Raw genomic sequence first — 11,594 nt, 5'->3', positions numbered from 1 at the left:
GCGCGGCAGTGGCCGCCATCGGTTCGTCGGCGACCCCGACGTCCTCGAAGCTGGCGACGTTGTAGTTTTCAAGCCTCATTGGGCGCTCCCTGAAGAATCCATTGCAGCGGATTCATGGGAGCGACCGCGCCCCTCCCGGGGCAATTGCGGCTGGTCCTAAAAACAGCGAGGGCGGCGCTAGGGCCGCCCGCAGTCGTCTCAGCGACGACGCATGAGCTTCATCGCCCGCGGCAGCACCAGCACCACCACCAGCAGCACCAGCAGGCCAACGGACAGCGGCCTCTCGATGAAGACGCTCCAGTGCCCGCTGCCGATGGACAGGGCGTTGCGGCCCTGGGCCTCGGCCAGCGGCCCAAGGATCATGCCGACGACGACGGGTGCGGTCGGGAAGTCGAAGCGCCGCATGACGACGCCCATCAGCCCCAGGCTCAGCATGAGGAAGAGGTCGAAGGCGCTTTGGCGCATGCCGTAGACGCCGACGGTGGCGAAGATCAGGATGCCCGCATACAGCTGCGGCCGCGGGATCTTCAGCAGCTTGACCCACAGGCCCACCAGCGGCAGGTTCAGCACCAGCAGCATGACGTTGCCGATGTACAGCGAAGCGATCAGCGCCCACACCAGGGTCGACGAGGTGGTGAACAGCTGCGGGCCGGCCTGGATGCCGTAGTTCTGCAGCGCGCTGAGCAGGATGGCCGCCGTGACCGAGGTCGGGATGCCGAGCGTGAGCAGCGGCACGAGGGTGGCCGTCACCGCTGCGTTGTTGGCGGCCTCGGGGCCGGCCACGCCCTCGATGGCGCCGCTGGTGCCGAACTCCTCCTGGTGCTTGCTGAGCTTGCGTTCCGTGGCGTAGCTGAGGAAGGTCGGGATCTCGGAGCCGCCCGCGGGAATGGTGCCGAAGGGGAAGCCGATGAGCGTGCCGCGCAGCCAGGCGGGCCAGGAACGCTTCCATTCCTGGCGCGTCATGTGCACGCTGCCGAGCTTGTTCAGATCCTGCGTGCTGCGGCCTTCGTAGAGCGCCATGTAGAGCGTTTCGCCCACGGCGAACAGGCCGACCGCGACGAGCACGGTCTCGATACCGTCCATGAACTCGGGCACGCCGCCGGTGTAGCGCACCTGGCCAGTGATCTGGTCCAGGCCGATGAGCCCCAGTGCCAGGCCGATGAAGAGCGAGGTCATGCCGCGCAGCGTGCTCTTGCCCAGCACCGCACTGACCGTCGTGAAGGCCAGCAGCATCAGCAAAAAGTACTCCGGCGGGCCGAGCGTGACGGCGAAGTCCGCGACGATGGGCGCGAACAACGTGACCAGCACCGTCGCGATGGTGCCGGCCACGAAGGAGCCGATGGCTGCGGTAGCCAGGGCCGCACCGGCGCGGCCGCTCTTGGCCATCTTGAAGCCCTCCAGCGCCGTCACCATGGTGCCGGTCTCGCCGGGGGTGTTGAGCAGGATGGAGGTTGTCGAGCCGCCGTACATCGCACCGTAGTAGATGCCGGCGAAGAAGATCAATGAGGCCGTCGGTTCGACCTGCGTGGTGATGGGCAGCAGCATGGCCACCGTCACCGCCGGGCCCAGGCCGGGCAGCACGCCGATGGCCGTGCCGATGACACAGCCGAGGAAGGCCCACATCAGGTTGATGGGCGTGCCGGCGGTGGCGAAGCCGCCGAGCAGTTGGGTCCAGAGATCCATCATGGCGTCCTCCTTACAGCCAGCCGCTGGCCGTCAGGCCGGGCAGGTTGATCGCCAGCAGCTTGGTGAAGAGCCAGAACACCGGCGCTGAGATGCAGATGCCAGTGACGAGGTCGAGCAGGCTGCTCTTCAGCGCGCCGCCCGGCTTGCCTTCCGAGATGCGCAGGCCGCGCACGGCCAGTGCGAAGCACAGTGCGCAGGACAGGATGAAGCCCAGCGTGGTGATCAGGCTGGCATTGGCGATTACACCCGCCACCACCCAGGCGGCGGCATGCCAGTCGGCACGTTCGGCGCCCGAGGGCGCCTCCATCTCGCGAAAGCCGCCGCTGCGCGCCTCCCAGACCAGCCAGCCGCCGCAGATCATCAGTACCACCGACACCAGCCAGGGCAGGGCGTTGGGCCCGACGCCGGCATAGCCAGCCTCCGACGAGATGAAGGTGGCGCCATAGGCCATCACGGCGCCGACGATCAGGGCGCCGACGCCGACGAGCGTCTGGCCGTTCATGGAAGGGTTGCTGCTCATGAGGATCGCCTTTGTGACTTGAGTATTGCGGGCCGAGCGCCGGGCCGCTCCCTAGCCGGCCCGCCTTTGGCGATGTGCTCGCGGCTCGATGCCGCGAGCATCGCCGTCCCCTCGGGGGACCGGCTGGACACGCGCGCGTTCAGCGCAGCGTGGCCAGACGAGGGGCTTCAAATCATTCCAGACTTGACCATGATGGCGCGCAGCGTCGCGAACTCGCGATCGACGAAGGCGTCGAACTCGGGGCCGGTCATCAGGGCGGGCGTCCAGGCGTTCTTCTCGATGGATTCGGCCCAGCTCTTGCTCTTGGTGGCCTGCACGACCATGTCGGTCAGGGCCTTGCGCTGTTCGGCGCTGATGCCGGGCGGTGCATAGAGGCCGCGCCAGTTGCCGATCTCGACATTGATGCCCAGCTCCTTCAGCGTCGGCGCATCCACGCCCTTGATGCGCTGCGGCGACGTGACGGCGATGGCGCGCATCTTGCCGCTCTCCAGATAGGGCTGGAACTCGCTGAAGCCGCTGCCGCCGACGGTCACGTTGCCGCCCAGGATGGCAGCCACCGCTTCACCGCCGCCGCGGAAGGGCACGTAGTTGATCTTGGCCGCATCGACGCCGACATCGCGCGCGATCATGGCCGCGGCGACGTGCTCGGTGGAACCACGCGAGCCGCCGCCCCACTTCACGCTGCCCGGGTCCTTCTTGAGCTGGTCGATGACGTCCTTCATCGCCTTCAGCGGCGAGGCGGCKTGGACGACGAAGACGTTGTATTCGCTGATCAGCCGCGCGACGGGCGTGGCCTGCGACAGGTTGACCGGCGGCTTGCCCGTGATGATGCCGCCCAGCATGACGGCGCCCATGACGAGCAGGGCATGCGGGTCGCCCTTGCTGGCGTTGACGAACTGGGCCAGGCCCAGGGCGCCGGCCGCACCGCCCTTGTTTTCAAACTGCACGGATGACGCGAGGCCCGCGTCCTGCAGCGCCTTGCCGAAGGCACGGCCGGTGGTGTCCCAGCCGCCGCCGGGGTTGGCGGGAATCATCATCTTCATGGGCACGCCGGCCGCGTTGGCCGACAGCGGCCATGCGCCGGCGGCGGCCAGGGCCGCCAGGGACTTGAGAAAGGTATCGCGACGCATTGCTTGTCTCCTTGTCGTCTCGGGGCGAATCTCGCCCCGACATGATGGCCGAGCCGCTCGCGATGAGGAAGCGGCCGGTTTTTGTTTTACAGGTGGCATGTTTGACAGAGAGGCTGTCAATCCGCTGTCCATCGGCTCGGGGTAAACCTCAACCCTGTCTCCATCGGATTGCAGTGCTAGCCTGCCGGCCCATGAAGCTGCTGGTGATCGAGGACAACGTCGCGATGCAGACGACGCTGCAGCGCTCCTTCGAGCGGCGCGGGTTTAAGGTCGTCATCTGCGACGACGGCGCGAAGGCGTTGAGCCGCTGGCGCGCCAGCGTGCCCGACGTCGTGCTGCTGGACCTGTCCCTGCCCGGCCTGGACGGCCTGGACGTGCTCGCCCAGGCGCGCGCCGAAGGGCTGACGACGCCCGTCATCATCATTACGGCGCGCGGCACGCTGGGCGACAAGATCCTGGGCCTGAACACCGGCGCCGACGACTACCTGCCCAAGCCCTTCGACCTCGACGAGCTGGAGGCCCGCATCCGCGCGCTGGTGCGCCGCCAGGGCCAGGCCAGCGAGGCCCGTCCACTGGACGCGCCGACCTTCTGCGGCCTGCGCGCCGATGCTGCGAGCGGCGCCGTCTACCACCAGGGTCAGCCGCTGGACCTGGCACCGCGCGAGGCTGCACTGCTGCGCGCATTGCTCGTGCGGCCGGGCCAGGCGGTGGCCAAGGACAAGCTCTTCGAGCTGGTGTTTGCAGACGCGGCGGACGCGCAGCAAGACGCCATCGAGGTGGTGGCCTACCGGCTGCGCAAGCGGTTGCCAGCGGGCAGCGCCAAGCTCGTGACGCTGCGCGGTCTGGGCTACCTGCTTCAGTCGGACGACTGAGCTGCACCCGATGAAGCGCCTCGCCGCCCTCTCCATGCGCGCCCGTCTGCTGTGGGGCATCCTGCTGCCCGTGGGCCTGCTGGTGGCCGTCAACACGGTGAGCCTGTACCGCGAGACGCTGGCCGCCGCTGACACTGCCTACGATCGCACGCTGCTGGCCTCGGCCAAGGCCATCGGCGAACTGCTCGGCGTGGCGGGCAGCGGTGAGCAGGCGCGGCTGCTGGCGCCGGTGCCTTATTCGGCACTGGAGGCCTTCGAGACCGATGGCCGCAGCCGGCTCTACTTCAAGGTGCGCGGCTTCAAGGGCGAGCTGGTGTCTGGCGACGCGGACCTGCCCGACTGGACGGGCAAGCTGCCGGACCAGGGCGCTTACCAGGCGCTGGTGGACTTCTACGACGCGCGCTTCCGCGGCGAGCCGGTGCGCATGGCCGTGCTGTTGCAGCCGGTGTCCGGCCAGACCGGCATGGGCCTGGCCACCATTCAGGTCGCCGAGACGTTGCACCTGCGCCGTGGCCTCGCGCGTCAGATCCTGCTGGACACGCTGTGGCGCCAGGCGGCGCTGCTGGGCGTCATCGCCATCGTCGTCTGGACAGTGGTGCAGCGCGCCACCCGGCCGGTGCGTGAACTCAGTGCCGCCCTGCGCGCCCGCGACGCCGACGATCTCAGCCCGCTGCAGGCGCCTGACCTTCCCATCGAGCTGACGCCGCTGATAGTCGCCACCAACGACGCGCTGACCCGCCAGTCCCGCCTGCTGGAGCACCAGAAACGTTTTGTGCGCGACGCCTCGCATCAGCTGCGCACGCCGCTGGCCGTGCTGAAGGTGCAGGTGCAGTCGGCCCGCCAGGGCGATGTGGAGCCCCTGCAGGCCCTCGCCGAAATCGACACGACGGTGAACCGCGCCACCCAGCTTGCCAACCAGATGCTGGCGCTGGCGCGCGCCGAGCAGATGCGCCAGCCCGGCGAGGCAATGCCGACGCAGGACTGGGCCGAGATCACACGCGCCGTGGCGCTGGACCTGGCGCCGCTGATCGCCAAGCAGGGCCTGGACTTCGATATCCACACCGAGCCGGCCGCCGTCGACAGCCACGAGTGGGCGCTGCGGGAGCTGACGCGCAATCTGCTGCACAACGCCATCCAGCACACCGGCAGTGGTGGGCGGCTGTCCATTGCACTGTCGGTCGACTCCGCATGGGCGCAGCTGCTGATTGCCGATGGCGGGCCGGGGCTGACGCAGCAGCAGCAGGAGCGGCTGTTCCTGCCCTTTGCCGTTGGCGACGCCGGCAAGGGTTCGGGCCTGGGGCTGGCGATCTGCCAGGCCCTGGTGCATTCGCTGGGCGGGCAGATCGAACTGAGCAACCGCATGGAGGGCCCCCGCGTGTCGGGTCTGGATGCCCGCGTACGGTTGCCTTTGTCGGTAGCGCCGAGCATTCCTCACGGTTGAGCCGGGCCGCTGCCGCCGGTTTCCGTGCCCCCCCCCACAGCGGCGGTCCAGAACTCCCCACAGCATGCCTGGGTGGTGATCCCTAGAGTGGCGTTCAACGGACGCAGGGTGCATTCCGCTTGTCGCGGGCTCCCGTTTCGTCGCGTCATGAACTGAAAGTCGAGCGATGCTGAACCATCTGCGCCTGAGGACCAAGCTGATGCTTGGGTTTGCTTCCCTGGCGGCCGTCGTGCTGCTGGTGTCGGGCCTGGCCCTGAATTCGCTGAGCCGCTCGAACGGGCGCTTCACCGGCTACCTCGAGGGCGTTGGCGAGCGTGAGCGCATGGCCAACGACGTGCGCGACGCCGCCTCGCGGCGCGCCATCGCGGCCCGCAATCTGGTGCTGGTGATGACAGCGGCAGATCGCGACGTCGAAAAAGTGGCCGTCACCAAGGCCCACGAGGACATGCAGCAGTCCCTCGCCAAGCTCAAGCAGGCGCTGGCCAAGGCCGGCGACCTGGGCGACCGCGACGCCGCTCTGGTGGGCGAGATGGAGCGCGTCGAGGCCCAGTACGGACCGGTGGCCCTGTCCATTGTCGGCATGGCCTTGAACGATAAGCGTGACGACGCCATCGCCAAGATGAATGCCGAATGCCGGCCGCTGCTCGCGGCGCTGCTGAAGGCCACCGGCGATTTCATCGCCTATGAGGAGCAGTCGGCCATCGCGCGCGTGCAGCAGGCCGAGAGCGCCTATGACCGCGACCGTCTGGTGATGCTGCTCGTCAGCGCTGCCACCGTGGCCGCCGCCGTGCTGCTGGGTCTGGCGTTGAGCAATGCCGTTACGCGGCCGCTGGAGCGCGCCGTGCGCCTGGCCGAGGCCGTCGCCTCGGGCGACCTGAGCTCCGACATCGTCGTCGACCGCCAGGACGAGACCGGCCAGCTGCTGGCGGCGCTCAAGCGCATGAACGACGGCCTGGTCGACATGGTGGGCCGCGTGCGCCAGTCGGCCGACAGCATCGCCACGGCCTCGCAGGAGATCGCCAGCGGCAACCATGACCTGTCCAGCCGCACCGAGCAGCAGGCCAGCTCGCTGCAGCAGACCGCAGCGTCCATGCAGCAGATGACCTCCATCGTGCAGCAGACGGCCGAGAGCTCACGCCAGGCCAGCCAGTTGGCCAGCGCAGCCACCGAGGTGGCCGGACGCGGTGGCGACGTCGTGCAGCGTGTCGTGACGACCATGGGCGAGATCAGCGCGTCCAGCCGCAAGATCGCCGACATCATCGGCACCATCGACGGCATCGCCTTCCAGACCAACATCCTGGCGCTGAACGCGGCCGTGGAAGCGGCGCGCGCCGGCGAGCAGGGCCGCGGCTTCGCCGTCGTGGCGGGCGAGGTGCGGGCCCTGGCCCAGCGCAGCGCCCAGGCGGCGCGCGAGATCAAGGGCTTGATCGGCGCCAGCGTCGAGAAGGTGGAGGCGGGCAGCCAGTTGGTGGGCGAGGCCGGCACGACGATGAGCGACATCGTCAGCCAGGTGCGCCGCATGACCGACCTGATGGCCGAGATCAACGCCTCGGCCACCGAGCAGAGCAGCGGCATCGGCCAGGTCAACCAGGCCGTCGCCTCCATCGACCAGGGCACGCAGCAGAACGCGGCGCTGGTGGAGCAGAGTGCCGCCGCGGCCGAAAGCCTGCAGCAGCAGGCCTCGGGGCTGCTGGGCGTGATCGGGCAGTTCAAGACCGCCCACGCCTGATGGCCGGCCAGAATGAAAAACGGGTTAGCGGCCTGAGCTGCTATCCCGTTGATCTACTCAATAAAAATGGTCGGGACGGCGGGATTCGAACTCGCTACCAACCCATGGCGGCCGCAGGCCCAAGCGTCGCGGGCGTCAGCAAAGTGATCAAACGGAAGTACCCAGTTCATCGTGCTGTGGCAGTCCAGCCAACGATTTGACTGTGCTTGCGGTGGGGCTGCTGCTCCGCTGCCTCGATCCTCGTCAACTTCGCGATCCCCACTGCAACCGTCGGACCGGTCGTTGAGGCATCACGCCAGTTCTTGTAGGCTGGCAAGCCTCAAAGTGAACGACATGCCGGACACGCCGCGCGAGCCGCCGCCCCTCACGCCACCGTTGCGCAGCTTCCTGCTCGATGGCGTCTTGCAGTTCACGGGCCAAGTGTGCCGCTTGCCGGGCGTGCTTCGCATCGCGCTGATTGGTTCATTGACCACACCCAAGCTGAACCCCAAAGATGCCGACGTGCTGGTCACGGTTGAGCCGTTGATGGATTTGACCGACTTGGCTCGGCTGGGTCGCCAGCTCAAGGGCAGGGGCCAGACCCGCAACAGCGGTGCCGACATCTTCTTGGCCCACCCCGACCCGCGATACATCGGACGCATTTGCAGTTGGCGTGAATGTCGATTCGGTCTGCGCCTGTCGTGTCGAGCCCGGCATTGTGGTCAGCGGGAATACCTCAACGACGACCTGCACGTTGTCAAACTCGACACCCCGTTGCTTGTGCGGCCGCCCGTCGTGCTCTGGCCTGCGGTGGTCGCCCACCAAGACCTGCCCGCCGACGTGACCGAGCGCTTGCTGCGCCCCCTGGAAGAACTACAGAACCGCCCGGCGCCGCCATGAGTATTCGTGGCCCGCAACGAGCCACGGCGCAGCGACCGTGGCCAGGAGTTCAAGAGCAACGTGACCGACCCCGACAGCGCCAAGATGGCCACAGGCAAAGGCGTGATGCAGGGCTACGCCGCGCAGGCGGCGGTGGACAGCGAGAACCAGATCATCGTGGCCGCCGAGGTGACGGGATCAGGCTCAGAACAGAACATGCTGCTGCCCATGATCGAAGCGACGGCCGCAGTGCGCGCGCCCGACACCTTGATCACCGCAGACGCCGGCTACCACTCCAACGACAACGTCCAGGCCTTGTGGGAGGCCGCCATCCCGGCCCTCGTGGCCGACAACGCGATGCGCCAGCGCGACGAGCTTCGCCGAGCAGGCCAAGCACAAGGCCAAGGGCGAAGTGCTCGCCGACAAGCGATCGCGAGGCGAAAGTCCCAATCCGAAGGTCAAGGGCTTCTTCGGCACAGGCGACTTCGTCTTCCACGGCGACAACACCTGCACCTGCCCGGCGGGCTGCACGCTGCGAAGCAGTGGCGCGCTGTACAAAGTGGGGCTGTACCTGCGGCAGGACTTCAAGGCCAGCGCCAGCGATTGCAAGAGCTGCGCGCAGCGCGCTCAATGCATCCGCAAGCCAGACGCCACGTGCAAAACGGTGGCGCTGCACACTCGAATGCCTGACGATCCTCAAGACCCGCTGCACCACATGCGCAAGGCCATCGACAGCCCCCGAGGTCGCCGGCTCTACAGCCAGCGCATCGCCACCGTCGAGCCGATGTTAGCCAACCTGCGCCATAACAAGCGGCTGAGCCGCTTCACGCTGCGCGGCAAGGACAAGGTCGGCACGCAGTGGCGGCTGTTCTGCCTGGTGCACAACATCGAGAAAATCGCCAACAGAGGCGAACGCTCATGAGGAATGCGAAAGATGCGCAACGCGAGCAAGGCACCAGAAGCGCCACACAGGGCATTCACAAGGTCCAATCCAATCGGGCCGGCGGCTCGATGCATCAAACGATGAAGAAATCTTCAGCATCTACGGTGATCAGCCGCTGCGGGCATCGCGGAAATCGGGTTATTGCCCAGCCTCGTTAGGCGGCATGTGACTGCGATCAACCTCTCATCCAAGCGCGCGATCCTCACATTCATTGCGTTGCCGGTGGCGTTCTTCGCCGCAATCATGCTGTTTGCCTCCCAGCCAAGGCATTCCTTCTCCCAGGTGCAGAAAGCTGAGATTGAGCTCATTGCGAAGCGCATCTGTTCCGGAGCTTCCGCCAGTGCATGTCCCATTGAATGGAGCGGCAAGCACAAGTGGTTCGCAAACCTGCCGCGCCAAGGCCTTCTATCGGTAGCATCAATAGAGAATCTCAGCAAAGCGTTGCCAGAGCCCGAGTGGTCAGCGTCTGTCAGCCCGCAAGAACACCAGTTCACCAATGGCAGGCACACCGTGAGCTACAACAAGCAAAGCGGCAACATTGTGATTACCTCGGTCGAGTAGTCATGTTGCTCTCGTTCAAAGTTCCGCATAACCCTTCAATCAACCGGGCATGTCCCGGCAAGCCGGGTCATGCCGGTTATCTCAAACGTTATGGCTCAAATGGCACTGCTTGATGCTGCAGAAGTCTGGATCACCCGCGCTTAGCGCGAGATGGGCGCATCAGTAGACGCGCACGATGTTCCAGTTGCGCTGTTCCGCCTCTTTGATATTGATGATTTGGGGCACCCCTTCAAGACTGAGCCGCTCGCAACTTGGAGTCTCGTGAACGGCCAGCTGGTTCCTGATCTGAAAGTTGAACTTCATCGCGTTCCGTACATTGCGTTTTGCCTCAGCGAAGAGAAGCTGGAAATGGGTATACAAGTGCAATGGGCGTCCCGCTGCGGCTACGGATACTGGCCGACAACGGGCGATCGGGCGGCTGCGAACGTTGTTCGGACAAAGTGAGACAACACTCTGAGGCTGGAAGCTCCTACGTAGGAATTCCAGATGTCTTGACAACAGTTGCCAAAGGGCTCAAGCTTCCCTCATGAGTACCGGCACCATGAACATCGCCCTCCCGGACGCCCTGCGCGCTTTCGTCGCCCGGCGGGTCGAGTCCGGCGAGTACGGCAACACCAGTGAGTACGTGCGCGAACTGATTCGAAAGGACCAGCGCGAGCAACGACTCCAGCGACTGCGCGCCCTGGTCGAGGACGGCCTAGCCAGCGGCCCGGGAACGGCGGACACGCGCGACGACTGGGCTGAACTGAACGCCATCGCCGACGGCCGAGGCAATTGAAGCCTGCACGTCTGACGCCGACGGCCAAGCAAGACCGCCGCGACGAAGTTCTGTACTACCGCACCGAAGCCGGGGCGCGGGTCGCGAAGAAACTGGTCGACGCCATGAAGAAGGCGCTGCATGCGCTCGAGCAACAGCCTGGGATGGGCTCACCGGCCATCGGCCAAGACCTCAACATCGATGGGCTGCGCGCTTGGCGCTTGGACGGCTTTCCACTTTCGCTCTGGTACTTCGAGCGCGCAGATTACGTGCTCGTCGTCCGCTTGGTTGGGCAGCGACAAGACCCCGAATACATCGCAGTCGTGGACGACTGAGCCCGACCATTGACTTTGCAGTCCCCACTTCCCGCCACAACTGCAGAGTCGTTCCCGCCGCGGGAATCACGTGTGCATAGAACGACGTCGTTTCGCCGGCGATCTGCTCAATCGGCGGAACCGCATTTCGCTCGTGTAAGCCGGAGAAAACCCGCACGACCGCCGAACCTAGCTGCGTCGTGTCGTTGAGGAGGTGCTGCATGAAACAGACCCACGCATCGCCGCACGAGGTCTCGAAGACATCGCCGATCCCGTTGCCAACTTCACTTTCGAGGTAGAGGCGGTCTGTCGCGTCACTATGTGGCGCGGTATCTCCAGCGCCGAAGAGCCGATGCAAGATCTTCATTTGGCTCCATGACGTGTGCTATTCCTCTACTGCAGCTCACTGCTCCGAAGGACACACCCGGCGCTCTTGAACGCGTTCAGAGAACCTACATGGTGATGCTGAAGGGCAAGCGCGGTGCAAAGGTCGCGTCCTGGACGAGGGCGCATAGGACGCTTTGGGCCGATGCGAGCTGCTCGCGTCCCGGGTCAGGCTCTCACAACCTGCAAGCCCGGCGCCGGTGTACCCCTGGGTGTACCCCTGGAGCCCAAATCTGCGGCCAGAAGGACAAACGGCTTAGCTGCCGAAGCTGCTAAGCCGTTGATCTACTTCAATAAAAATGGTCGGGACGGCGGGATTCGAACTCGCGACCCCTTGCACCCCATGCAAGTGCGCTACCAGGCTGCGCTACGCCCCGACTGAGCCAAGCAGTATAGCCG

The 11,594-nt window shown here is 66.0% G+C and carries 13 protein-coding genes and 1 tRNA gene; 9 read left to right on the top strand and 5 right to left on the bottom strand.

Going from position 1 to position 11,594, the window contains the following annotated elements; genetic code table 11:
* Positions 1-198 precede the first annotated feature (198 nt).
* The 3 genes from AC1DW3_RS21545 to AC1DW3_RS21535 all read right to left on the bottom strand — a co-directional run bounded on the left by AC1DW3_RS21545 (position 199) and on the right by AC1DW3_RS21535 (position 3,336).
* Positions 199-1,683, bottom strand: coding sequence for a tripartite tricarboxylate transporter permease (locus AC1DW3_RS21545; RefSeq protein ID WP_477934819.1), 1,485 nt, complete (start codon positions 1,681-1,683; stop codon positions 199-201).
* Between the two features lie 13 nt (positions 1,684-1,696).
* A complete protein-coding gene (locus AC1DW3_RS21540; protein WP_477934699.1) occupies positions 1,697-2,206 on the bottom strand; it encodes a tripartite tricarboxylate transporter TctB family protein in 510 nt (169 codons plus the stop codon).
* A 167-nt stretch (positions 2,207-2,373) separates the two neighbouring features.
* Positions 2,374-3,336, bottom strand: coding sequence for a Bug family tripartite tricarboxylate transporter substrate binding protein (locus AC1DW3_RS21535; protein WP_477934697.1), 963 nt, complete (start codon positions 3,334-3,336; stop codon positions 2,374-2,376).
* A 191-nt stretch (positions 3,337-3,527) separates the two neighbouring features.
* Between AC1DW3_RS21535 and AC1DW3_RS21530 the strand changes: the two genes are divergently transcribed.
* The 7 genes from AC1DW3_RS21530 to AC1DW3_RS21500 all read left to right on the top strand — a co-directional run bounded on the left by AC1DW3_RS21530 (position 3,528) and on the right by AC1DW3_RS21500 (position 9,740).
* Complete coding sequence (locus AC1DW3_RS21530) at positions 3,528-4,208, top strand: response regulator transcription factor (RefSeq protein WP_477934695.1); 681 nt, start codon at positions 3,528-3,530, stop codon at positions 4,206-4,208.
* A gap of 10 nt (positions 4,209-4,218) precedes the next feature.
* Positions 4,219-5,649, top strand: coding sequence for a sensor histidine kinase (locus AC1DW3_RS21525; protein ID WP_477934693.1), 1,431 nt, complete (start codon positions 4,219-4,221; stop codon positions 5,647-5,649).
* A 166-nt stretch (positions 5,650-5,815) separates the two neighbouring features.
* A complete protein-coding gene (locus tag AC1DW3_RS21520) occupies positions 5,816-7,378 on the top strand; it encodes a methyl-accepting chemotaxis protein (protein ID WP_477934691.1) in 1,563 nt (520 codons plus the stop codon).
* Between the two features lie 333 nt (positions 7,379-7,711).
* Entirely contained in the window at positions 7,712-8,257 is a 546-nt protein-coding gene (locus AC1DW3_RS21515) for a hypothetical protein (protein WP_477934689.1), read from the top strand.
* A 6-nt stretch (positions 8,258-8,263) separates the two neighbouring features.
* Positions 8,264-8,926, top strand: coding sequence for a transposase (locus AC1DW3_RS21510; RefSeq protein WP_477934687.1), 663 nt, complete (start codon positions 8,264-8,266; stop codon positions 8,924-8,926).
* Entirely contained in the window at positions 8,808-9,158 is a 351-nt protein-coding gene (locus tag AC1DW3_RS21505) for a transposase (RefSeq protein ID WP_477934817.1), read from the top strand. The genes AC1DW3_RS21510 and AC1DW3_RS21505 overlap by 119 nt, the downstream gene beginning before the upstream one ends.
* A 186-nt stretch (positions 9,159-9,344) precedes the next feature.
* Positions 9,345-9,740, top strand: coding sequence for a hypothetical protein (locus AC1DW3_RS21500; RefSeq protein ID WP_477934685.1), 396 nt, complete (start codon positions 9,345-9,347; stop codon positions 9,738-9,740).
* 159 nt (positions 9,741-9,899) lie between these two features.
* Here AC1DW3_RS21500 and AC1DW3_RS21495 read toward each other — a convergent pair whose 3' ends face one another.
* Positions 9,900-10,043, bottom strand: a complete 144-nt coding sequence (locus tag AC1DW3_RS21495; RefSeq protein WP_477934683.1) for a hypothetical protein — start codon at positions 10,041-10,043, stop codon at positions 9,900-9,902.
* Between the two features lie 238 nt (positions 10,044-10,281).
* On the opposite strand from AC1DW3_RS21495, the gene AC1DW3_RS21490 reads away from it, so the two are divergent.
* Positions 10,282-10,518 carry a type II toxin-antitoxin system ParD family antitoxin gene (locus tag AC1DW3_RS21490; RefSeq protein WP_477934681.1) on the top strand — a complete coding sequence of 79 codons (237 nt, stop codon included), beginning with the start codon at positions 10,282-10,284 and terminating at the stop codon, positions 10,516-10,518.
* Positions 10,515-10,832, top strand: coding sequence for a type II toxin-antitoxin system RelE/ParE family toxin (locus tag AC1DW3_RS21485; RefSeq protein ID WP_477934679.1), 318 nt, complete (start codon positions 10,515-10,517; stop codon positions 10,830-10,832). Before AC1DW3_RS21490 ends, AC1DW3_RS21485 begins: the two co-directional genes overlap by 4 nt.
* Before the next feature lie 663 nt (positions 10,833-11,495).
* On the opposite strand, the gene AC1DW3_RS21480 is transcribed toward AC1DW3_RS21485, so the two are convergent.
* A tRNA-Pro gene (locus AC1DW3_RS21480) sits at positions 11,496-11,572 on the bottom strand.
* Between the last annotated feature and the right edge of the window lie 22 nt (positions 11,573-11,594).

Source organism: Roseateles sp. P2_H4 (assembly GCF_056403315.1).
The sequence above is the reverse complement of the archived record's forward strand: the minus strand, read 5'-3'. Positions and strand labels throughout refer to the sequence as shown.